Source organism: Candidatus Aenigmatarchaeota archaeon (assembly GCA_016932615.1).
Taxonomy (GTDB): Archaea; Aenigmatarchaeota; Aenigmatarchaeia; order QMZS01; family QMZS01; genus JAFGCN01.
Window position 1 is genome coordinate 155373 of sequence record JAFGCN010000009.1, and the last position, 24895, is coordinate 180267.

14 protein-coding genes are annotated in these 24895 nt (G+C 48.6%); 12 read left to right on the forward strand and 2 right to left on the reverse strand.

What is annotated here, in order from left to right; translation table 11 throughout:
- Nucleotides 1-24 precede the first annotated feature (24 nt).
- The 4 genes from JW727_02845 (at nt 25) to JW727_02860 (ending at nt 11235) form a co-directional block, all read left to right on the forward strand.
- Nucleotides 25-360, forward strand: coding sequence for a hypothetical protein (locus JW727_02845; GenBank protein MBN2094962.1), 336 nt, complete (start codon nt 25-27; stop codon nt 358-360).
- A 2-nt stretch (nt 361-362) separates the two neighbouring features.
- Nucleotides 363-650, forward strand: a complete 288-nt coding sequence (locus JW727_02850) for a hypothetical protein (protein ID MBN2094963.1) — start codon at nt 363-365, stop codon at nt 648-650.
- Between the two features lie 42 nt (nt 651-692).
- Entirely contained in the window at nt 693-9629 is an 8937-nt protein-coding gene (locus JW727_02855; GenBank protein MBN2094964.1) for a PQQ-binding-like beta-propeller repeat protein, read from the forward strand.
- 64 nt (nt 9630-9693) lie between these two features.
- Nucleotides 9694-11235, forward strand: a complete 1542-nt coding sequence (locus JW727_02860) for a hypothetical protein (protein ID MBN2094965.1) — start codon at nt 9694-9696, stop codon at nt 11233-11235.
- A gap of 51 nt (nt 11236-11286) precedes the next feature.
- Here the strand turns inward: JW727_02860 and JW727_02865 are convergent, their stop codons facing one another.
- Nucleotides 11287-14316, reverse strand: coding sequence for a hypothetical protein (locus JW727_02865; protein ID MBN2094966.1), 3030 nt, complete (start codon nt 14314-14316; stop codon nt 11287-11289).
- Between the two features lie 78 nt (nt 14317-14394).
- Here JW727_02865 and JW727_02870 point away from each other — a divergent pair, with 78 nt between their 5' ends.
- The 3 genes from JW727_02870 to JW727_02880 are packed head-to-tail and all read left to right on the forward strand — an operon-like array spanning nt 14395 to nt 17369.
- A complete protein-coding gene (locus JW727_02870; protein ID MBN2094967.1) occupies nt 14395-15471 on the forward strand; it encodes a PKD domain-containing protein in 1077 nt (358 codons plus the stop codon).
- On the forward strand, nt 15468-17210 hold the full coding sequence (locus tag JW727_02875) for a hypothetical protein (protein MBN2094968.1): 1743 nt from the start codon (nt 15468-15470) through the stop codon (nt 17208-17210). Before JW727_02870 ends, JW727_02875 begins: the two co-directional genes overlap by 4 nt.
- A 3-nt stretch (nt 17211-17213) precedes the next feature.
- A complete protein-coding gene (locus JW727_02880) occupies nt 17214-17369 on the forward strand; it encodes a hypothetical protein (protein ID MBN2094969.1) in 156 nt (51 codons plus the stop codon).
- Between the two features lie 63 nt (nt 17370-17432).
- Here JW727_02880 and JW727_02885 read toward each other — a convergent pair whose 3' ends face one another.
- Entirely contained in the window at nt 17433-19715 is a 2283-nt protein-coding gene (locus tag JW727_02885) for a type II/IV secretion system ATPase subunit (GenBank protein ID MBN2094970.1), read from the reverse strand.
- 126 nt (nt 19716-19841) lie between these two features.
- On the opposite strand from JW727_02885, the gene JW727_02890 reads away from it, so the two are divergent.
- From JW727_02890 to JW727_02910, 5 genes are read left to right on the forward strand one after another with little or no spacing between them, the layout of a single operon-like run.
- Complete coding sequence (locus JW727_02890) at nt 19842-20246, forward strand: hypothetical protein (GenBank protein ID MBN2094971.1); 405 nt, start codon at nt 19842-19844, stop codon at nt 20244-20246.
- Entirely contained in the window at nt 20224-21093 is an 870-nt protein-coding gene (locus tag JW727_02895; GenBank protein ID MBN2094972.1) for a hypothetical protein, read from the forward strand. The genes JW727_02890 and JW727_02895 overlap by 23 nt, the downstream gene beginning before the upstream one ends.
- A gap of 46 nt (nt 21094-21139) precedes the next feature.
- On the forward strand, nt 21140-22723 hold the full coding sequence (locus tag JW727_02900) for a hypothetical protein (GenBank protein MBN2094973.1): 1584 nt from the start codon (nt 21140-21142) through the stop codon (nt 22721-22723).
- A gap of 2 nt (nt 22724-22725) precedes the next feature.
- Nucleotides 22726-24522: a hypothetical protein gene (locus JW727_02905; protein ID MBN2094974.1), complete on the forward strand. Its 1797-nt coding sequence runs from the start codon at nt 22726-22728 to the stop codon at nt 24520-24522.
- A gap of 7 nt (nt 24523-24529) precedes the next feature.
- On the forward strand, nt 24530-24892 hold the full coding sequence (locus JW727_02910) for a peptidyl-tRNA hydrolase (GenBank protein MBN2094975.1): 363 nt from the start codon (nt 24530-24532) through the stop codon (nt 24890-24892).
- The last annotated feature ends 3 nt before the right edge of the window (nt 24893-24895 follow it).

The window sequence follows — 24895 nt, forward strand, 5'->3', positions numbered from 1 at the left end:
CAGGGAAAGTGAAATAGTGGTAAGATGATAGATATAACGGGCTACGTGGCTCTTTTTGGGATAGACCTGTTCAATATTGCGCTGAGTAAGCTGGTCCTCATAATGTGCGTGATTGTCCTTCTGTTTCTTTTCGTCCTTGAAGCGGAATTCCGCCAGATAAGGAAACTTGCAAAAAAGATGGACGATGAGGAGCTGATACTTTCAAGGGACTTGAGGGAGCTTAGAGACTCGGTTAAGGAGCTTGGGTCATTTATGAGCGAGAACTACGGCATCGAAAAGCCGCTGGGAAATTCCTCAGAAAAGACAAAATCCGAAGAAGAGCAAAAGCCGCATGAGGATGCGCATAAAGAGGGGTCATGATTATGGAAGACAACACCATAATGGTTTTTTTGGGGGTAATGTTCTGCACGCTGATATACGGCGCCTACAATGGGCTGGTTGTGCAGTATCCAAATGTTCTCCTCATACTCCTTGGGGCGGTCATAGTGTACCTTTTCCTCCTCGAAACAGAGCTAAAACAGCTTAAAAAAATCGCATTCAAGATGGATGATGAGGAATCGATGTTCACCAAGTCTGTGGGCGAGCTCAAGGCGGAAATAGAGTCCCTTAAAGAAACCGCGGTTTCCTCGAAAATGCATTCCAGGCGCTAAGAGCGGGGCTTTTGGCGATATAATTAAAAATGCATTTTTATTATGGCTAAAAGCACTACAAGTGTAATTGCTGTCTTTTTCATGTTCCTTTTGGCGGCAGTGCTCGAGGTTGGCCTCATATATTCCTTTGGGGGAGTGCAGCAATCATTTACCCTGGACCTCAACACCTCTCTATTAAACTATTCTCTAAGCAGGTTCAGCGATGCCTCCACGACGCAGGAATTTGATTTCCAGAATGAGTCAGATTACCATGCTTTCTATGTATCCCTTCCGAAAAATTCAACCGTGAGCGCATTTTCCCTGAACCTTACGGGGCTGATAACTACCGTTTACATAAGGGATGTGGTTTACCTTTCAGGCGTTGAAGTTGGGCATATGAGGGGGCTTTCAATCGGAAACGTCGTTGGTGGCTTGGAAAATGAGATTGTGTCCGGGCGGAGCACAGTGTCCCAAGCGCTTCCAAGCTTATTTGTAATCAACGGAAGCAGTGGGAGCAACATCTGGAATTACTCGCTTAGCCCTGTTTATGAGGTTGGCTCGACTGTTGTTGGAAATGTCACGGACAGTTCCGGAAACGAAGTAGTTTTTGGCTCTTCAAACAAGAAAGTGATGCTTTTGTCCTCTTCCGGCTCTCTTCTTTGGGAATACGAGACGGGAAACGAAGTTTCCTCTGTTGCAATAGATTCACTTGGCTATTCCACAAACTACGTTGTTGCAGGCTCCAAGGACGAGAAGGTTTACGTCCTTAATTCCACAGGCGGGGTTTTGTGGAACTACTCGACAAATTCCTCCATTGCTTCAATCGCAGTAGGAGACCTTACCTCAGATGAGGGCAGGGAAATCGCAGTGGGCACAGGCACAAGAATAGTTATCCTTAACCGGACCGGGAGCAGGGTCTTTGAGTACAACTGGGCAAAAAGCATAAGCGCGCTTGCAGTCGGAAATATCTCGGATGATGCTGGCGATGAGCTTGTGATTGGAGATATGGATTATCAGGTGGCGGCTTTTTCGGTAAGCGACTCAAACCTAACACTTCTCTGGAATTATACTGCGGGGGCGCAGGTAAACAGCGTTTCGATTGGCGAAGCGGTAACCGACTTTTCCGGGAATGAAGTCGTTGCAGGAACCCATGAACCGAAGGTTTATGCTTTCTCCAATAATGGGACAAAGATTTGGGAGTTTGTCACTCAGACTTTTGTTTTTACTGTTGCAATCGGAAACGTGACTGAAGATTCCGGAAACGAGGTTGGGGCTGGAGATGGCCACCTGTATATTTTCAACTTCGATTATTTCCCGACTAACCTGAAGCTTGATATCGGAAATGACTCTGTTGCGGACTGGAACTCAAGCTATGTAAAACTCCGGTCTTCAGAGATTGCAAACGGCACCTCAGTAGTATCTGCAATAAACAGCTACCTTCAGAACAACTGCTCGCCCGATGCTTCCGGAAACTGCCTTGTCCCAATGGTTTTTCACTCGGACTTTAAGGGCAAGCTTAACCTGTCGGCTCTTAACGTGGTGTACTTCTACAATACCTCCTCTCTTTTTTCAAAGCCATTCGCAAATGTCTGGTCAAGGACCAGCGGAGTTTCTTCCGGAGAGCAGGTTGGAAACAGGACATACAACCTTTCATTTTCAGGAGTCCCTGCTGAAAATGTTTCCATAAGCTACCTGGCCGTTGACCCGAACGCGACAAGGTGCGATTTTAACAGAACGGCAAGGGCAGTTACAACCGTTTCTGGAACTAAGGTGTGCGATATATCCTCGACGCCGCTTTTTTTCGCTGCAAACCAGTCGATAGACACTCCGGCAAGCACCTACTTTTTCTGGTATGAAGGTATGGGATATGGAATCCCAATAGATATCCAAAACTCGACGGGATATTATTCTACCGGAGGGGCTCCCGAAAACTATAATTGGGCAGTCAACCTCAGCGTTAACGGGACCAGCGAAGAATTTACAAACATTATACTCAACTGGACGGTAAACTATACGGGAATCAAGGGAGAAGAATTTCTGAAGGTAATGGACGCTTCCGCCTGCGACCTGACACCAAACTTCACACAGGATGACTGCGACTCGGCAAGCCCGGCATACAACTTTACGAAAAACTGCACGAATTTCAACTACACTGTTTGCAAGAAGTACCTTGGCACGGCAATGTTTTTCAAGTGGGTACAGAGTGCGCTTCCCGCCTCCAGCCAGTCAATTTATGTTGCCGGCGGCTCGTATAACCTGAGGCCAAACCTGACCAATATGTCTGTTACCCCCAACTCAACCCTGTGGGGAGGAAACCTCACCTTCTCGGTTTATGTAAACGATACAGAGTCTGATTTTGTCAATGTAACTCTATGGGTAAAGAACCTGACCAACTGGTCAAGGGTCGCATCACTTATCACTACTGGCGGGCTTTTGGAATTCAATGTTTCCTCGAACAAGAGCTGGGTTGGAAATGCGGAATACCTGTTTGAGTACTACGACTATAATTCCACAGCCCCGGAGGGAATCCACTTTCCTGCAAACTCCACTTCAGGAAACCTTACTGTTGAAAGGCATCTTGCAGAGCTGGTCTATGATTCTTTTTCGCAGGGGAACGGCACGACTCTTTTTCGAAACAGCTCCACAGAGCTAGTATTGTTTGTAAATGACACCAACCTTTCCGAAGGTGTGCCTTTCGCTTCCTGCGCACTCTGGGTGGGCGGGATGCTTTCAGGCACAAACCTTACAAACTCCAGCGGCTACTGCAGGATAGCTCTTCACCCCAATCAAAGCTTTAGCCCTGGACAGAAGAATTGGATAATGGGGATTTTAAGTGACCCTTCCTATGAGGATGCCAATTCGACAGGCCTTGACATTACGCTTCGTGGATGGATTCGGCCGAATGTAACAAACTCAGAAAACTTTTCCTATTATCGCGGGATTGCTTCGGTTTTCAGGGCCGAGTTGCTGGATGAGTTCGGCGGGATTGTTTCAACCGACCAGTACAGTTGTGCCTTTGACCTTAATGCTACAGGAATTGGGTCAAATAATACTCTGCTGGGAAACTGCTCTGTTTACTATTCTGCGGGCTGCCTTGGAATAGATTCTGCAGTTGGCCAAAAACAACTTGGCGTGCAGATTGCCCGAACCGGGGGCGAGGATTATTACAATATTTCTTCTGCAAGCGCAGGGCGAACGGTTATTCTCAGGGACCGCCTGAATCTCTCAATTGTCAGCCCAGAGGACCAGAATTATTATGTGGGGGAATTTGTTAACCTTACTGCTGTTGTGAATGACTCCTGTACAGTGCTTAGCGGGGTGTCGCTCAACTGGACGCTTGTGAGAAAGAGCGTTTTGAACGTAACCTTCTCAGACCTTAGCGGGCAGGAACGGCAGAATTACACAGTGGTCCTTCCAGGGTCGCTTTTTTCTTCAGGGGGCTACAACCTCTCGGACTGGCGGGTAAACAATACGCATCTTTTGTTTGACGGAAGCGAAGTTCCGTTTTCCATTTACCAGTGGACAACTGCTTTCAAGACAACCGAGAACAAGAGCAAGATTTACATGGATGATTACTCGGAGATTGTTTTTCGCGTGAACCTGTCTGCATGGCAGAGCAAGACTTATACTCTTAACCTGACCTGGCAGGAGCCGGTTCAGTATGGGAATCTAACTTACAATCTATTTAATGCAGATTTTGGCACAGGAAACTTTTCGGACTGGAGCCCTTCGATTTGCAACCGGATTGTTGGATGCAATGGAGAAGTTTCTTTTGACGGGAACGTAAGTTACGCGAATATTTCTGCAAATGACGGCTATACGGTGCTCAGCCAGAACCTGCCCGGATTCAACTTTTCTGAGCAGTTTTACATAAGGTACAAGGCCTGGGGGGACTTTAATTCCACGATGTACCCTGGGCAATTCTACATCCTTTTGGGGAACTATTCCTGCAACCTTACTTCGGAAATAAGGGCTCTGGCAGACGGGACTGGATATGTCTCCCTGCCTGAAAACTGGACGCTTTCCAACTGCACTGGTGCTTCAATTTCCTCTGCAAATAATGTTTCGATAGTGCTTCTCGACTTAGGCGACGGAGGTGGCGACCCGTCGAACGTCAATGCGCTTATCGACTATGTCTGCTTTGGAAACTCAAGCGGATCCTGCATCGACTTTGATGAGGGGCAGTCACTTGCTCGGTCGCTTAACACAAAGAAGGAATTGGGCCTGGCAAGCAATTACACCTTTAGTGGAATGGATGAGGTCGGAAGGAGGAAGATTCTGGCGGAAGCGACTAGGGAATATTACTTGTCTGCAACATTAGGCACGCTTTTCAACCTCACGGGATTTTCAAAGCTCCAGGCCTTTAATGTAAGCTCGATTTATTGCACTTCAGATCCCCTCAATGGCTCAAGCTTTGTGTGCATGAGCAATGCCACTGTGGACCTTGTGGCGAAGGTTGGAAACAATTTCACGGAAGAACCGATATACAACCACACAATTGTTTTTTCAAATAATTCCTCGTCCATTGGAAGCAACGCTTCCAATTTTGCCGGGCGGGCATACTTTGGCATGACACTTGGAAACGCGTCGAACTACACATTTTACGCAAACATTTCCTCACAGCCGGAAATTTTTTATAACTCAAGCAACTTGTCGGGCATGGAGATATTCATACTTATCGACAGCGGGGTGACTACTGGAAACATTACGTTGAATTCAACAAGCGCAGTTGTCCAGAGTGTGGCACTCGACAGCAACTACACGCTCCCCCTTCTCTGGGAGCTCAACAATACAGGTCTCAGCGGCATGTATGACATTCGCGTAAGCACGAATAATATTTCCGGGATAGCTGTCTCCCCGGTAGTCTGCCTTCCACTGGCATCAGGGATGAACTGCACAAGGAACGTCAATGTAACCGTAACTTACCTGACGGCTCCGGGAAATTATACCTTGGTTTTCAATGCCAGCTGGCAGAATGGGGACGCAAGCAGGTCGAACACCACGAAAGGCCTTACGCTGGCTGTTGAAACTAGCAAGAAGGTCCGCTTTGAGGAAGAAAACGCGACGCTTAACGTTCCAGTGACGACAACTGGCGCAATAAACCTTACTCTTTTGAACTATGGAAATATAAACCTCAGCAGCGTCTATTTCAACCTTTCCGGCACGGATACAGAAGCAGTTATCAACTGGAGCAGCTTTTCAGCCAACTACACTAACCTGTCGCTTGGCGGCTCGTACAACCTGACTCTTCAGTTCCAGATTCCTGCAAATGCGACTACCCGGGAATACTGGCTTAATGTTACCGCCACGATACCGGGGTGCACAGGGAACTGCTCGGCGACTCTTCCTTTCATTTTGAACGTGACGCCCCTTGACTGGAACATTGCGCCGGAAACAAACCTGTCAAAGGTAGTCGGGCTTAAGCAGGAGCTTAACAAATTTGGCGAGCTTGAGATTACAAATACCCTTAACAGCACACTTGACTTCAACCTGACAATCACGCCAAATAACGGCACTTCTATAGAATTCCTGACGCTTAACAGAAGCATTTTCCAGACTACCTCTCAGGTAACCGTTGGGCCTGTTTCTTCCAGAGTAGTGGAAATTTTTTACAACACCAGCATTTCGCCAAACACTACCGGCACATACAACTACACGCTTCTTTTGGAGAGTAATGTGGCTAACATTACTCCTGCTTCAAGGTCGCTTGGGCTTTATTTTGAGGTCATAAACTTTACCGTAGACATTTACTCTCCGACAGAGTTAAGCCCCGCGGGCCAGCCAGACCCAGTCGAAGCAAATGAAACCCTGGTGATAGATGTCGAGGCAAAGCTGGGGGCGACTCCGCTTTCGAACAATATTTCCTGGAATGTTTCCGTGGGCGGGCAGGTGTGCCAGAACACGAGTGCCCCAGAGTACAATACTTCCACAAGCAGGTGGATTCTCCGCTGCGCTTACCCAGACATCCCCCTAAATCCCATATACAATGACCTTGAGGTCACGGGAACTTATGAACTTCTTGGAGTTGACCTGTCGGACGTGGAGGAAAATGCCGTAATCTACAAGGATGTTCTTGAGCCATGGTTTTCGAATGTCAGCGCTTCTTTTGTCAATATGCTTTCTAACTTAAGCGAGGTTTCCTTTGAGGTGAACGTGACAGACAACAAAAACATTTCCTCTGTCTGGGCGGTAGTCACCCGGCCGGATGGCGTGAATATCTCGCTTGGGGCAGGAAATTATTCTGCAACCCCAAGGTCATTTGGGGATTTCGACAGCTACAAATATACATTTACAATGCACAACCCGAACCTGAACGGAGACTACGACATAACTGTCTATGCAATAGACACCGAAGCCCACCAGAACAGCACAACCGGCTGGTTTGATGTATTTATCCCTGTGCAGGTCTGGGGAAACTTTACCAATTCGAAAGGAGAAGCCATAAGCGCGAACATGAGCTTTTACAGGAGCGGATACAACCAGACACTGCCCTACCGAATGGAAAACAAAACCCTTGCAGGCGCTCCTTACAACTGGACGCTTCACAAGCGGCTTTATGACGTCAAGCTTAACATGTTTGGGCATGAGATGGTGGTGGCTGGCGCCGACTTCAACATAACGCAGAATGATACCCAAAATCCGTTTTTGTTCGACTATTTTGCAAACAAGTCCTCGGAAGACATCTCGAATATCCTTCTGCCTGACACCGCAAACCGCCAGAGCATCCTTCTTGCCTTTGCACTTGAAAGTGACCTTAACCTTACGGGCGCAAACTTCTCGGTGCGCTACGGAGATGCCCTGAATGCAGGAAGCTTCTCGGAGGACCTTCTTGAGGTTTTCGTCTGCGAGGACTGGAATTACACTGCCAGGACGTGCAACTCCGGGGAATTCTCATATCTTGCCGGGACGTCTGCACTGTCTTCCTCGAACCCGGACATTTCCGCAAATGTGTTTAACTTCTCTTCAAGCCACCTTTCGGCATACGCAATCGCAGAAAGCTCATACCCATACAAGTGGGGAGTTGCTCCGGACTCGCCATCAACCCCTCCTGCGGCATCTGGTTCCAGTAGCAGCAGCGATTCCGGGGAGGATAGCGGCCCTGTAGTCGTGTGCGGAAACGGCGTCTGTGAGCTAGGGGAAAACTCCGACAACTGCCCAGAGGACTGCTCAAAGGATTTCCCTCTTGAGGTTGACACAAACCTTGGCGATGTCCGCCTTTTCCCGGGAGAAGGAAGGCAGTATTGGATATCACTGAAAAATAATTTCGGAAAAAACCTTTCAGTTTCTCTATCCTTAAGCGAAAACCTGCTGGAGTTTGTTTCGCTGGATGTGGATTCGCTTAACGTGACCGCTCACGAAAAGAAAATACTTAACCTTTCGCTGAATGCCCCGCAAAACATAAGTGTTGGAACTTATGGAGGTTACGTAGTTCTCATGTCTGGAGAGTCGAAGCTAAGCCTTCCGGTCACCATAAGGATACTTGAGCTTCCGGCGGCTACTTTCACGGTGAACGTCAACATGAGGTCTGCCCAGATTGCTCCTGACGGAAAGCTAGAGTTCAATGTGCAGCTTACAAACCTTGGAGAGAAGGAGCTTTACCCAATAACGCTCACCTACTATGTAAAAGACCCGCAAAACAACGAAGTTTTCAGGTCCAACCGGACAAATATCACGCTTCAGACAACTGTCCTCGTGTCCGAAAGCTTTCCGATGAACCTGAGCGAAGAAGGAACTTACACGCTTGAGGTGTGGGCTAATTATTATGGAAAGAATATAGATATGGGTGTGGTGACTTTTGATGTCTTAAGGCCCCTTTTCCAGTCCCCTCTTACAGTGGGGCTTATTGTACTCGTTTTGGCGCTTATCTGCCTTGTCCTTGGAACTTACCTGTACAGATACTACCGCATGTGGAGAAAGGAGAAGGAAAAGCAGCAGAGGTACCTTTACCCTCTTGACTATAATACTATCCCAAAGGAGGGCTTCAACGTCGGAAAGTTTGCCGCAAGGGACAATGTGTTTTATTATGATCCTAGAGACCTTTCAACCCACCTGATAGCTGCAGGAGCAACGGGCTCGGGAAAGTCAGTTGCCGCTTCCCTTTTTGCCGAGGAAGCGCTTGACAAGAAGATTCCGGTAATCGTCTTTGACCCGACCAGCCAGTGGACAGGGTTTGTAAAGCCGTGCAAGGACAATAACCTTCTCAGCAGGTACCCTCGATTTGGGATGACCGAGTTTGACATAAAGTCCTATCCGGGCCTTATCTATGATGTCGAAACTCCGACTTTCAATCTGGATATAAAGAAGTTCATAAACCCGGGGGAGATTACCGTCTTCTGCCTGGGACGGCTTAAGCCTGGTGAATATGATGTTGCCGTAAACAACATAATAGCCACTCTTTTCAAGGAGAGCTGGGAGGAGAGCACTGAGCTTAAGGTCATCCTTGTCTTTGATGAGGTGCACCGGCTTTTGGAAAAGTACGGCGGCTCTGGCGGCTACGTTGCTCTTGAAAAGGCTGCAAGGGAGTTCAGGAAGTGGGGAATCGGCGTAATCATGTGTTCCCAGGTCCTGGCAGATTTCAAGGAGGCAATAGCCGGTAACGTACTCACAGAAATTCAGCTTAACACCAAATCCCTTACAGATATCGACAAGGTTAAGACAAAGTACGGTGAGAAGTATGCTGAGAGGATTGCAAGAATGGGCGTCGGGGCCGGGCTTGTGCAGCACCCGAAGTACAATAACGGAAAGCCCTTCTTTATCGAGTTCAGGCCGACAAAGCATAACCCCCACAAGATTACCGATGAGGAGCTCGCATTATACAAGAATTACACGGAGCGGCTTGACAAGCTGTCAGCGAAGATAGAGGAGATGAAGAAAAATGGAGTCTATACGGAGAACTATGAGATAGACTACAAGCTTGCCGTGGACAAGCTAAAAAGAGGAAACTTCAGGATGTCTGAAATATATATTTCGTCCCTTGAAAGGGCCCTTGAAAAAGTATGATGCCGAAATGCCGAAATAACCGCGACAACTCCTATCTTGAGTGGGTTGTTGGCGGATTTTGATTATGTCTGGAGAAGAATCTTCCGGGGGAAGCGGCGGAGACGATAACGTTATCTCCGCAGAAGAGTTCAGGGACCTTGAGTCTGATGAAAAGAAAAGCGAAAGCCAAAAGGGAGGGCTCTTTGGCATGTTTAAAAAGACCCCCCCGCCTTCAGCTTCCGTGCCTCACGTCGGAGGCGGAGATTCGGAAAAAGACCCTTTGGTTGAAGTGAGCATGAAAGTCGAGCGCCTCTCAAGTCGGTTTGAGATGCTTGAGGAGGCAAGAAAGCATACTGACGAGCGCCTGTTTGAAATGGCTGAGAAGATTGGCGAGCTTCGCTCAACAGTTGTCGAGCGAGACAGGGCGTTCAATGATATCGCCTCCAAGTTCGAAAGGATTTCTGACATTACCGAGGGCCTTGAGCCGGACAAAATCAGAAAGGACCTTGCAAAAAAAGACCAGCAGATTGAGCAGGTCAAAGCCCAGGTCGAGTCGGACTCGGAGAAAATTGCTGTTTCTCTCAAGAAAATCAAGGACATGAATGACATAATTGACCAGATAAAGGGCTTTAAGGACCTGGTGTCTGTTGCCGACGAGCTTGGAAAGAAGATAAAAATCGTGGAAGGCCTCAAGGCGGAAACCGAAAAGACCGCAGGGAAGTTTGAGAGCCGGCTTTACCAGTTTAATGAGTCCCTCAGCCGCTTACAGGGAAGCATCACTAAGGTTGAGGCAAACGACGAAACCTTGAAGGAGCTTTTGAGAACTGTCGATGCCCTTTCGCTTCGCGTCGAAAAGGCGCTTAGCAAAACAGACTTTGATTCAAGCGAGAAAGCGCTTGACAGCAAGTTTTCTGAGCTAAGGTTTGACACTGAGTCTAAGCTCCAGAAGGTCCTGGATGCTTTTAAGAAGGTGGATGAAGTGACGGGCGAAGCCGCTTACAAGGCGCTTAACAAAAAAATCGATGACTTTCAGAGGGATTACTCCCAGTACAAAAAAGACCTCGAGGCGCGGCTTTTGAAAATGCCTGCTTCCTCAAAATCCTCTGCCCAGATTGCTGCTTCCCCGGATGGCGGTTATGAAGAGGACATTCCTGACAAGAAGCTGGGCGAGGGTGGGGTTTTTGGAGACACTGAATTAATGCTTGTCGAGAAAATGAAGAAGATGATAGAGGATAACAACGAAAAACACAGCCAGCACATGGCGGACCTTGAGCTGAGGATTCTGGAGCTTTCGAAAAGCGTTTACCATAGGATAGAAAGGCGCGTGGTTAAGGAATCTAAGACTACGAGAGATGCAGTCAGAAACCTGGTAGCTTCCGGGTCTGAAGAATCTGGATTTTTTTCAAAGCGCGCTTCTATCCCGGTTCAGGCCCGCCCGGATGAGCCGATCCTGGATATGTCCTCCCTGGTAAAGGATATTTATTTCTACCTTGACTCAGGCAACTATTCCGAAGCCAAGGCAGGGTTCATAAAACTGCTCTCGATCTACGAGCGCCAAGAGTCCAGCAACCCATTTATCCTTGCAAAAATAACCGACCTTCACAAAAGGATAAAGCAGATTAGCTAAACCCGGGGGGTTTCCCTGCTTTTCTTACCCTTTTTAAACAATTCCATATCGCTATTTCCGGGATATCTTTTTTATCTCTTCATCCAGCGTTTTTCTGCGGTAAATTTTTTTGCAGGCGATTACAAGAGCGATGACAAGCAGCATCAGGAAAATTAACCAGGGCAACTCCATATTTTCCGAGCAGTTTATTTCGATTTTTTCCTCTGAGGCAAGTATTGTCTTAAAGCCGGACCTGTAGAATGCGTAAAGAGTGTAGTTTCCGGTTTCACACTTGAAGAGAGGTATCTTAAGCTCTGTTCGGGTTGGAATATTTTCAAGAGCCATAATATCTGCGTAGATGAGCCCTTTTGACTCGCCCGGGCCAACTAATTCAATCTCAAGGTAGCCGTGCGTATCCTGCGGGACAACTATCATGTTTCCGGAAATATCTTCCCTGCATTGGTAGCTTTTCCGGTCAAGATTGATTATTATCTTTGGAGGCCTTTCCCAGGTGGTGAGGTTTACGGTTACGTTCTCGCCTGCTTTGATGAGTGGTATCTGGACGGTTATCTCCCCGTTTCTGAAGGTATAGTTATAGTTACAAGCTATCACATCATCGGCATAGCTGATAAAGGTCACATTTTCGTAATCAAGCTTTGCAAAGTTTTCGAGCGTGATAAGTGTGTTGAACTTTATGCTTCCGTTTGTTATGCTTATCATCTCTGAGTCTCTTTTCACTTCGAGCACCGGGGCAGTTACTGCCTCCACGAAGTAGGTCTGCGTTTCGTTTTTTCCAATTTCGACAAGGAAGTCTATGCGCCCTTTTTCGTAGAGGTGGGCGATTTCATGAGTGCTCTGGCCTTCCGAGAGCTTTATGTGAGAGCTAAGTATTTCCGGAAGCACTTTTGTGGAGTATCCCTGCTTTACGCTTCTCTCGTTTGGGTTTTTGACTTCAATTGACTTGAGCCACTTTACCGGAACCCCCACCTGGACTCCAAACTTCTCCCAGGAACTTTCCTTTACTATCAGGTTTTTAAGTGTCCAGTGCTCGCGGCGCACGGTTGTTTGGACGTCTTCAAAGAAATAGCTGTCTTCGTAATAGTTGTAGCCATATGCCCGGGTTATGAGCGTGCTGGTTCCAAGAGGAAGTTCAGCAAAGTAGGTTATTGTGACCTTGTCGTCATGCTGCAGCGTGAATGTTTCTGTCGGAGGGGAAACAATTTCCGCAATGTACTCCCTGTAGCTTTGGTTTTCAATTCTTTTTATCCCTCCCTCACGTAGGCTTGCGTTCAGAAGGTAAAATATGTTGTTTCTTTCAAGGACAATCTTTATTTTTCTCGTGTCCAGCTCGGAATTTTCCGGGGAGTAAATGAAAAAGACCGGGCTTCTTAGGCCTTTGCTTCCGGTGTCAACTACTTTGTACGTTACATTGTTGAAAAGAAGAGATTCAGTGATGAACAAGTCCTGGGCGTCGAGCCGCATTATCTCTAGAATGGGTTTTAAGGGCATACCTGTCCCACCGCCTCCGCCTCCTGAAGAGGGCGGCTTTCCTGTACCGGGTACAAGGATTTCCCTAAGGAGTGTCTTTTTGACGGGAGTTCCGCTGAGCGTTTTTGCTGTGGCTTCTTCCGTGAAGAAGTATGTGGCTGTAGACTCCTGATTTCCTTTTGCAAGCGTATACTGCAAATAGACTACTGAGTTAAGGTCCAGGGATAGGTTTTTGACAGTTATTTCGTAATTCCCGGAGTTGATGTTGACGCTTGAGATGTTTAGTTCTGTTATGTTTGAGCCATCCCGTTTGAATGCAGCAAGGTCTGACAAATCCCACTCGCTGCTATAGGTCGTGTTGAAAATGGCTTCCCCGAGCTTTAGGTTTGCGTGTCCAATGTGCCGTATTTCGTCAGTTACACCCAACAAAACGCCGTCATCATTGTTCTGAATGAGGTTAATTCTTTTGTCGATAGCTATGTCCATCTGGTAGAGTGTTGGCATAGCCATGGCCTCTTCCACAATCCCCCGGTAAATCGAGCTGCCCCACATAACTTTCCAGTCAAAGAAGGCGGAGTAGTATATGTTTTTGCTTATGGACTCGTCGAATGCTCCTCCCGAAGGAACATCAGTGTAGTATTCGCTTGTGTACGCCGTGTCGCCAGGGACAAGGTTAGTGCTTGTCGCGCCTTCTGCTGCTGGGGTGTCCGAGCCGATCTCATAAAGGGACCAGCCGTCAACAATGTAGACTGTTCCGTATGCGATGTTTTTCATAAACCCCCTGACCGTCCAGTTCATTTTTGGCGTTATCTGCACGCCCTGCCTTATGTTTGCCCGGGAGTACCTGTTTGAAATGGTCGTTCCGCTAAAGGTCGTTCCCTGGGTATAATTTGTGCTGGTCTGGCTGGAGTCGGTATCCACGCTTAGAAGGTCTGCCTCGTAGTTATGCCCCCCGCTTATGTTTGCCACTATCGTGATGTTTGCGGACCGGTGCAGGTTTCCAAGCCACGCAGCTTTATCGTTGTAGCCGTCAAGGTCGCTGTCGGATATCTGCACGGCCCCGTTCGTGGCATTGGCTTCAAAAATGTGCATGGAGTCCGCCTGAAAATAGGTGTTTCTTCTGGCCTGAAAGGTCAGGGACACGTCGTTCATCGGGTCAGTTGCGTTCAGCATTATGAAGAAGGTAACTGTGTTCTCTCCGGGGCCAAGGTCACTTCCCCCAAGGAAGTTAGAAATGTTCATTTGCAGGGAGATGTTTTTGCTTGAGTTGAACCAGTAGCTTGTCGTGGCGTTGCTTGCATTAGTGAATACATAAAGTTTCGTCCGGTCACCCGCTAGGGGAGAAGCTGCAACGGCTGCAAAAGAAGTAGTGTTCTGAAGATTTGTGCCGTTTGTCGAAGAAAGCGTTATGACAATGTTCTGCAGGACATCCCGGTTGTTTGCAAGCTCGACTTCAACACTTCCGATATTACTTTCCGAAATGGTTGTTCCGTCATAATTCACGCTTTTTGCCACTTTTTCTATCAAGTATGAGGTGGGGTTTGCGTAAACAGTGTTAAGGGCAAGCAGCCCGACAATAAGGATAAAAACGGCTCTTAAAGCGCCATTTGCCATAATACATTTAAGTTTTTGATTAATCTATATCCGCGCATATATGCTCTCTAAGCGGTTATGTACTTTGTAAGGTTATTTATGGGCTCTATGAAGGGCGGCATGCTTGAATGGGTGATTGGCCCTCCTCTTCTGGTGTTTATAGGCATATTTATCCTCTCGATGATAGGCGCGGCGTATGTACGCACTCTGGCGGCGGGACCTCCAATAGAAGTACAGACTTATGCAGAGTACAGGTGGATGAATATTTTACCCTCTTCTGCCCTTTCCGTGCTTACCGCTAATGAGTATTCCCAGGAGGCGCTTGAGGCGCTTGCTCTTTGCAAGGAGGTAACCACGCCGCTGATACTTCCCAGAGCGCGATTTATCGAATATTTTTCGGGAAATGATGAAATAAACGCCGCTTCTTTGGGGGCGCTGGACAGGCAGCTTCAGGTTTTGGAGAGCTCTTATAACCGCGGCTCTGAGGTTAAGCGGGAATTCAAAATGATAAAGGATTCTCAGGGGCTTGTTTTGGTTTATGGCCTTGACCGGATGCTTTCTGACGCTGAATCGGGATATGGGTCGCTTGTGACAGTTTATCCGGAGGACTACCCCTACAAGTGCTCTCAGATGGGCCTTCCGGTTTTCTCGAACGAGGAGGAAAACGCAAGGGTTTCCGTGGTTGTCTGCTGCCTGGATATAAGGGGCTGCTCAGATTATTTTGCAACTCCCGGAAGGGACGAGTGCAGCCCAAAAGACCCCTGCGGCGTTGGCCCCTGCAGAATCATCCAGCCGGTTGGAGAGGAGAGAGCGTGCGTCTTCAATGCCCCGCCCAAGGTGACCTTTGCCATGCGGATTTTGGGAGATACCGCATGGAGGGAAGGGGAGAAATTTTCGCTTGAGTTTGCAAAAGGCACGGAGAAAACAGTTGAGTTTCAGGCAACAGCGCTTGAAGACTCATCCGTGAAATTTATCACTCTTGATTATGGGGATAGTGTTCCGGAATCCAGGACAGGAAACACTCCTCCGGCTGCAGGAACTCCCATAAGCCCGGAAACTTATAGCTTTTCGCACACCTACCAGAACCCCGGCACTTACACGGCAAAACTCAGGATTGAGGATGACGGCGGGAATGTAGTGGTTCGCGATATGGAGCTTGAGATTGATTCAATATGAGGGAGAGTGCTGTTTTTGGAAAATCTGGGGCCAGTTGGGCGGACAGAACCGGGAGTGGGTGGTTTTCTGGAAAGGGATGCCGCATGAAAGGGGTTGCGGTTTCAGCCCAGCTTATGCTTATCCTGACGCTGGTCTTCCTGGGAACCATGATTCTTCTTGGAACCAGCACCAGCTCTACTCCAGTTTACTACAAAAATCTTGCAGAGAGCAAGTTTGCTGACCTTCTCATGAAGTATGAGCTCATAAAATCAAACATCAGGGATTCCCTTGAGGGAGAGTCGAGCCGGATGTTTTCTGCAATGGGCGATTATCCAATAGAGTGGTCCACAGTTGAAAGCGCTGCGCCTAGTGATGACGAGTGGTCCATCCTCTATAAGGAGAAGCTTTCAAGTGCCGCTCAGGGCTACCTTAACTCAGCGTCAAACTCGGACTTCGAGTGGATAGAAATTTCGGAGAAGGAAAGCACAGTTACCTATGACTCTTCTGGCCCCAAGGTCGAATGGCACTATAAGTACAACATTAATATTCAGAACGTGATTCCGGATGAGGATATAGCCAACAAGATAAACTCCGAGGAGGAGGTTTCAATAACCTATGATGATTTTCTGAATCTTGATGGCGCGTGGCACTGCGCAAAGGATTACTTTGCCAAATCTGCCTCCAGCGAAGGGGCTTTTTACTTTACTGAAATGTCCGACTACTTTTTAAACCAGGGCCTCGGGCAAAAGCTTAACCAGATAAAGCCGGATTCCTGCAGCGGCTTTAAGACCACCATGTCTGTTTTTAATGGAATTTCCTGCCCCGGTGGAACCTGCAGGCAGAGCCAAATGAAGCCCGTAGGGATAATCCTTCTAATAGAGCCATCCGGAAGCGGCAGGGGCGCTGTTTCGTTTATTCACAGGTATTCCAATTTCGCGGCGGGAAGCCCAAGCGCTTCCGGCGCTACAGGGCAGCCGTGCTCTCTTGGCTCCGAGTGCGGTACCCTGGACTGCGTGGGAGAGGTTTGCGGCAAGTGTCTGGAGGCATTTGAAAATTCGCTTTGCTCTCCTTCGGGCACTGGCCACCCCCCGGCAACTCACCGTTGCTACCGTGTTCTTTCCGGCTCGGGCAGCTATGAATACCGCTGCCTTCAGAACAAAGCATCCATTGGGCTTACGGACGGAACAAGGTGGTTTTTGAGCGGGCAGTCAATAAAGGTGAACTGCGCCCTGGAGGACGGGAGGTTTGAGGTCGGCGTCAGCGGCGCAACGTCAGACACAATTTCCGTTTCAAAAGTTTTGTTCAATGGAGTTGAGGTTAGCAGCGGAACGCAGAAAATAGAGCTTTGCGACACGGACGAAGTGCCTCCCGTGAACGGCCGGATTGAGGTTTACCTGGAGGAGGGAGGAGATGCCTACCGCGCTTTTGAGACGGGCGTGAGGTTTGCATTAAGTGAATGCGAAGATGAGGTTTCAAGCAAGCTTGGGGAGTATGTGTACAGCTTTGGCGAATCGGACTATGAAGAACTTCGCCGTGGAATAGAAACGGCGGTGCGGGATGTTGCAAGGGGGGCTTCCTGCGAGGGATACAGGGTTTATGTGTCTGAAGTTATGTTTTCCTGCGGCTCTGATATAAGCGCCTGCTCCGGGACCACCACCTGGGACAGGGAGAAATATTCTCCTGTTACTGTGGAGTTTGAGGATGAAAGCACAGGCAATGTGGCGTTTCGGTCAACTTATATTATCTCATATTCACCTTAGATTATGGAAATGTCTGCAAAGCTTGTGGTCGAAATCGTGCTTTTCCTGATTGTGATTTCAGTAGTCCTGTATGTTTTCATAGATAAGATGATTCTTGGGGGCACGAACTCCATATTCGGCATTGGCGCGGACTGGCTCAAAAAGGTTTTTAACGTTTAGCTTGCTTAGTGAAATTTATAAGAAGGGCTGTTGGATGTTGGCTGCAGGTGCCTCTACAAGCAACTATTCAAAGGGGTTTTCAGTAAGGGGATTTACGCCATGCCCTTCAGTTTTTATATACTCCTTGAACCAGGCAAGCCACCTTTGGTAAATCTCCTTTGTGTCAAGCGTTCCGGTCTCTTTCTTTACATTCTCGCTCATGATGTGAAACATGTTGTTGGAGAGCACTACCGTGTTTGCCTCCATAAGCTCCGGGTTGTTTGTCTGGATTGCCATATCGGCAACGGTTTTCATCACGTTTGCCCTCAAGGTAATGTTTCCCCAGACAGAATCCCACTCGTTTCTCCACTCCTTTACGTTTCGGGCGATTGAGTTTATAAGCTCGCTTTCGCCTGCAAGAAGGGTCGGCGTCGGCTCAAGCTCGTCGGTCTTTGCATTGTACTCCATCAGGTTTATGAACCCTTTTTCCTTTGCGGGGTCGGACTGCCAGTGCTTTCGGACCTCGGTTATCTCGACAGTCCTCCTGAATGACCTCATCCCGTCAGCGGATTTCAGCGAGTTGTTGATTACCACCAGGTCAGTTGCCTTAAATGAAGTGGGCGGGACTTTTAGGTCGTTAACGACCCTGTCGAAGAGCCCGAATGCGCTGTCGCCGTGGATGGTTCCTGCAACGACGTTAGCCATAGCGCCGATACGCATTGCCTCGTAAAGGGCCAGGGCCTCCTTGCTTCTTACCTCACCGATAATAAGGCAGGAGTCTCCAAGACGAAGCGATACTCGAAGGGCTTCTTCTGCAGGGAGCTCTGTTTCAACCATAGTAATTACTGACCTTGATTTGAGCCGGGTGACATTGTAGCCAAGCTCCCTGAATTTGGTGAGGGGAAGCTCAAGCGTGTCCTCGACAGAGATTATCCTTTTGTTTTTCATTATCTGCGTGATGATAGCCGCCAAAAGAGAGGTTTTTCCGGCGCTTCTGGTTCCACCAACAAGTAGAGTCCTTCCGCCGTCGACAATAAACCATAATAGGCCTGCGGCAAGGGGAGTCATCATCTTCTGCGTAAGGAAAAGCGGCATTGTCCAGGGCCTTTCACGGTGCCGCCTTAGCGCAAAGCCAAGGCCCCCCGGGGATAGCGACTGCATTATCGCGCAAATCCTTGCCCGGCCGCCGGGGATGGAAAGCTCAGTGTCGAGAACAGGGTTTGCCTCATCAAGCGGCCGGCCGGAGGAAAGGCGAAGGCGGGTGGCGAGAAGCTCTGCGTCTTCGGGAGTGAGAACGATGTTTGTCCTGCATTCGCCGAACTTTCCGTGCAGAAGGTAGATTGGAGAAGTGCCTGGCGGGGCGTTTACGTAAACATCCTGCACGTTGTCGTCAGAAAGTATAAGCTCCAGTATCCCGATTCCTGCAGTGTACCTGACAAGAACCCTTGCAATAATCTTGAGGCGGTCATCTTCCAAAGTCATGTTGTCCTGTGACGCGATTTCCCTGAGCATGTCAAGCCCGATGTTGTAGAAGCTTTGCCTTACCTCTTCGGAAGCAAGCTCTTCACGCTCCATTGGGCGGTGGTTTGCCATGTACCTCCTTGCCTTGTCGAGAAGATTGTATTCGTCCTCCTCAAGCCGGAATTCTATTGGCACGAGCTGGTAAAGGCACCTCACTTCCCGGGGTATTCTATATATCTCGACTTTTGCGTCAGTTACCTTGTAGCTGTCAATAAGCTCCGACTGGTCGGGAGGCGTTGCCATGTATTTCGTGTAGGTGAACCTCGGCCTTACTGAAGGTATGAATAGCTGCCGGTAGATAGTCCTCTCGCCTACCTTGTAGCCAGGAAGAAGGTCCTGGGCTTTTCTTATGAGCTTTGTCTCCTCGAGGAGGTCTCTTAGAGGAATGAGCGCATTATTAAGGTAGTGGGCATAGCAATCTTTGCATATTCCTTTTGTCCTTTCAGAGAGGACTTTCAGATGGCGTATTTTTCGTATTAGCTTTACATAAGCGCCTACCGGGTCGGACTTCAGCTTTATCAGCACGAGGTTTCGGAGAAAATCCAGCCGCTCGGAAACGCACCTGTCGCACTTGGTTGTCACAAGGTTTCCATAAGAAGTAGTCTTGAGGTCGCGGGTCGACCTTTCGATTGCCCTTGCGATTTCGACAAGCATCTGGGTCTGCTCAAAGTCGTACTCGTATTCCCTGTCCTTTACAAGTATGATTGCATTTGCATCCTTTACTGCCATTAGGTGGTTTATTACGGCGGACATGCATTGGGGGAAGTCCTCTATGGAAGAGCTGTAGATGCACTTCATGCAGTCGATTTTAAGAATATTGTTTTTGAAAGTGTACTCGCAGGGCATAACTAGATAGATATAATTTATGATTTAGTGAACTTTATGCCTCTGCCCCACTTCAGGGGTTTTCCCGAAGGGCACACTTGTTTTGCATCTGGATAATGGATAATATATAAATGGCTAAAACATATTATGGGTGATAATGCTCAGGATGCTTTAGTTCTTCAAGAGCTTGTCCGGCGGGCCAACAGCCACACTCAGCGGCTCAGGACTCTTGACGAGCAATTCAGGACATTCAACACGAAATTCGAGACAATCGACCAGCAAAAGCTAAAGACAGAGTCTCTTGTTTCGGAGAGGTTTTCAAAGGTGGAAAAGCAACTTTCAGAAATCGAGCAAACGCTTGCCGAGTTAAAAAATGACCTCCTTAAAGTCCACGAAAAGGAAAAGCTGTTCGCAAAGAAAACTGAAGTAGAGGAGCTTTCTGAGCTGATAAATCTTTTGTCCCCGATTAAGCACGAGTTCGTGACATGGAATGAATTCAATCGGGAGATGAAAAAACTTAAAGCTGACGATGCACTTACCGTTCGGTCATAAGGGTGAAGAAACCGGGACTATCCCGATAGAGGATGTAAAGCGTCTCAAGTCCCAGGGAAAGGCAGACAGAGAGATAATAGTAGAGTTGAAAAAGCAGGGCCACTCTTTCGAGTCGATAGAAAAGGCGATGCTTCAGGTTTTAAGAAACAGCCCCGGCCAGCAGCCGCTTCAGGGCGGCATGAACCCCGGGATGAACCCGGGAATGGCTCCCCGGCCAGGAATGGGCCCTGGAGGTCCGCCTCAGCAGAGGGGGCCAATGGGGCCTCCAATGGGCGGCCAGCAGGGATTCCAGGGAGGGGGCGGACCCGGAATGGCTGGCGCAAGGCTGCCTTACCCTCAGCAGGGTATGCAGGGGGGACCGCCTCAGGGAATGGTGCAGCGTCCAATGGGCATGGCTCCCCAGCAGATGCCGCCCCAGGCGCCAAACCTTGCGACAAGGGAAACGCTGATGCCTCAGCCGAATATGAATATCCAGGTTGGTGGCGGCGTTGTCCCTTTGGAGGCAGAGGCAGGGAACCCGACAGACATAATAGAGGAGGTTGTCGAAGGAGTCGTCGAGGAAAAGTTCGAGAAGGCCGACCAGAAGTTTGAGTTTTTGAATAAGGAGCTTGGCAAGATTCGCGAGGAAAACGAGTCCCTGAAAAACCTGATGCTTTCTTCCCTTCAGAAGAGGGACAAGAATCTGGACGAGCTTAAGCAGAGCTTATCCGCAACCAAGGAGGAGCTTGAAGATATGGTCATAAAATGCAACGCGCTTGAAAAGGCATTCAAGCAGTTCCTGCCGGAGCTTGCGGAAAAGGTGCGAACGCAAAATACTGAGAAGAAGGTTGAAACGACTCCGCAATAGTTATCCCTATAGAAAGAATCAAATACAATACTTTTGAGGATATATTATGGTTGATTTTGGACGTCCTGAACTTGGCTTTAGGTTTCACCATGCTGTGGAAATACTAAATGACGCAATCAGAAACGAGCCCGCCCTTAGGAAATTCAGGGAAAAGAATTTTATCGTGAAAGACGAAACTATCCTGAATCATGACCATCAACTAAATGAGATGTGCAAGGTCTTGGGTTATTCTTATCTGCCCCATAATGCTAATAAGGTAGTTTCTGAGATATGGAATATTTACGGTGCCGTATTTGAGTTTGTAGATCACTTCGAGCGGGATGGCTACTCCAAGGCAGGGGGACCTTCAGACGTTTTATGGAAAACCGACTCGGTTAATGTACTTTCCGAACTGCGCCAGCGCCTTGCTGGAGAGGGAATTACAGAGCAGCACCTCACTGCCGCCCTTTCCGGTTTTGGGGGGCATGGCGGCGGAGGTGGAGGGGGCGCCGCTCCGGCTGGCTCGAACCCGGCAGAAGGCGCGGCGCATGAAGCAAAAAACGCAGCGGAAAAAGCTGAGGAAGCTGCGGAAAAGGTAGAGGAAGAAGAAAAGAAGCTCGAGCTTGATGAGAAGAAAATTAAGGAAGAGGAAGAAGAGCTTAAGAAAACATTTGACAGCATAGAAAAGCACAAGCTGCACAACCTCGAGCAAAAGGAGATAAAGGAAATCGAATCGGGGGGCAAGAGGTCCTTTAGGAGGTTTTCTCTAGGTACTGTCCGTTTGATGAGCAAGATTCACTTCGACGCGTTTTTGACTCTTGGAGGAATGCTTTTTGGAGGATACCTGACTGTCGGGGGCTACTTTGTGATGGGTCTTCCCGTCTTTATTGCCTCTGCGCTTATCGGGTGGAGGAACGGATACTTCCGCAACATTGTAAACTCATTTTTGAGGCCTGCAGGGGACTTTGCGATGAGCAGCATTCCGCTTTCGATACTTGTGTTTATTGCTGGCTGGTACTTCGTGAGGTTTTTCACAATGGCGGCAAATATCGAGATGTTTGACACCTTCCAGTTTTCCCTCATTGCTTTTGCTAATACCTTATTTTTGATTTACCTTTGGGTTGGAGCGACTCCCAAGGACACATTGCCAGTAATGTTGCCAAGAAAAGAGCCAGCGCCGTCGGGTTCCGGTGGAGGAACTCCTGCTTCGGCAAGCCCGGCAGATAAGAGGGGCGCCGAAGAGAAGACTGAGGATGGAGTGAATGGGGGTTCTGAAGGAGGGTCTAAGGAGGGTGGACCTCCAGTGGTCAGGAGACTTGGTGGAACCTCCAAGAGTGTGGGTTCAGATGCTTATTTGGACCAGCAGGACATATCCCCCGAAGAAAGGGCGCTTAGGGAACAGGAAATAGAGAACAAAATGCAGAGGGAGATGCGTGATTTCAATAATGAGCAGGAGAAGCGTACAGAGCAGAAAATGGAGTCTGCCTTTGCGGGTCTTGAAATGATGGAAAAACAGGCAGAGGAAGAGAAAAAGCTTGAGGAAGAGCGGCTCAAGAAGGAGCGAGAGGCATTTAGGGAAGAAAAGGAAATGGTAGACAAAACAGTTTCGGAGGCAAGGAGAGCGCAAAGGTCTCCTAACTCCGGGTGGTGACTATGGTAGACCAAACCGTTTTCATTGTGGGGGGCGTAGTTTTTGTCGTAATCTTAGTTTACCTTATTTCCATACGGGACCGGCTATATTTCAAAAAGACCGATGCTGATTCCTACTGGAGAGGCGCGGGAAGAGAGCCATATAACCGGTCGCTTCCGAACGCAACAATCTGCGGCATTATAATTTCGCTTTGCACGATGCTTTTTTTGAACTACTTCCATGACTGGAACGGGCTTGGGGGGATGGTTGTAATTGACGCAGTCCTTGTTTTGCTTGTCGCTTACCCCGCGAGAAATCCCCTTCTTGCTGTTGGCGTCTTGGCTGCTTTTGTCCTTCCTGTCGGCTACTTTGGCTACGGTACTTATGCTGAATATATAATCACGCCCCTGACAGAAGCGACGGGAGTCGAAAATTTCGATGAGCTGAAAACAATGACCTCGCACACGCTTCACTGCACACTTCTCATAATGACCGACCAGCAGGCATACGATGAGGAGTGCGTGATGAATGACCAGCAAAAGGAGGTCGAGCAGCAGCCCGAAGACCTGGGGCTTGAAGTTACCGGCAAAAGAATCTTCCCTGAAAAGGAAATCGCTGCCGGCGACCCGATTGAGATTTCCCTTGAGTTTGAAAACCAGGGCGGCTATGAGGCAAAAAACGTGGAGATTTCGGTAGACACGACTGAAGACGTGAAATTCAGGGTCTGCGAGGAAGAGGTATTCAAGGAAGTCCTAAGTAAGCCGAGCCAGAAACACGAGCTTGTAAGGCCGACCGAGAACGGCCAATACCGGCTTATTGGCAAGGTTTCTGACCCCTGGATGATTGACAACTGCACATACGCAAAAAACAAGCCGTTTATAACCGCGAAAATGAGGACCCTTTTCTCGTATGACTATGAGACTGAGGCAAAGCTGCCTCTTGAGATAATAAAGAGTTTGAATGAAACCCACCAGTATAATGTTGTTACTGCAAAGGAAGCGGCAGCTCCGATGGCAATTCTCATGCACACTACAACTCCTCTTTCCGCGGAAGACACCGACTACAATTACCGTATAATACAGGTGCGGCTCCAGAAGGACTATGACGGCGGAACGATAACTTTCAGGGGCAAGTATGACACTATGGACAGCATCTACCGGGTTGGCGATGGGGCTTTGGATACACTTTACAAAGCATATGAGGATTACCCCGAAAACCCCATTTCATCTGAGTGGAAATGGATTAAGGGTTCTGAGTATTATGACTTCTGCGTTGACAAGGCAGACCCCACAAAGAGGATTTCCGCAAAAGACGCGCTTGACTGCGCAAGTGAGCATTATCAGTCATGTCAGGATGGTGAAGACCCTGCAAAAACAATTGCCGCAACCGATGCAGAGGACTGCCACAATAAGCGGGGAACGCCGGTGATAATTACCGGAGAGCCGATTTACAAGGCAAGGGCGCAAATGGAAAGGTCCGGGACGGTTATGGATGAAGTGACAATTACTTGCGCGGGCGGCGACAACTGCCAATACCTTGCGCTAAGCTGCAATGGCCAGGCAAGCGAAGAAGAAGGAACCGGCGGCTGCATCTGCCAGGACGGGGTATGCACGATCAAGTATGTTGGCGGCAAAGGAGACCTCAGGCTGGAAAAGAAGGGCGACCCGGAAATATTATACGGGCGGCTGAAGGTTGAGGTCACTGGGTTCCCTGACGATGGCCTGTCCAATACAATCACAGTAGATCTCCGGGCAAAGGCGACGTATAATGTGCTTTACGATGACGCAACCACTATGACTATTATAAGCCCCCACCAGTAAGTATAATATGGCTGAAGATTCCGTCGAGGGCTACAAGCAGGCAATACTTGTGAGGACTGACCTGAAGATGGGAAAGGGAAAGATTGCCGCCCAGGCGTCGCACGCAAGTCTGGCTGCCTATGAAAAGGTGGATTCCAGAATAAAGCGCAAATGGAAGGCGCAGGGCTGCAAGAAGATTGTTCTTAAGGTGAATGGCGAAAAAGAGCTTTTGGCTTTTCGGCGCATGGCGGGAGAGAGGGGCCTGCCAAATGAGCTGATAATGGACGCGGGCCTGACTCAGATACCTTCTTCAACAATAACCTGCCTTGGGATAGGGCCTGCCGAGGAGGAAAGAGTTGATAAACTGGTCGGCAATTTGAAGCTATTGTAGGAT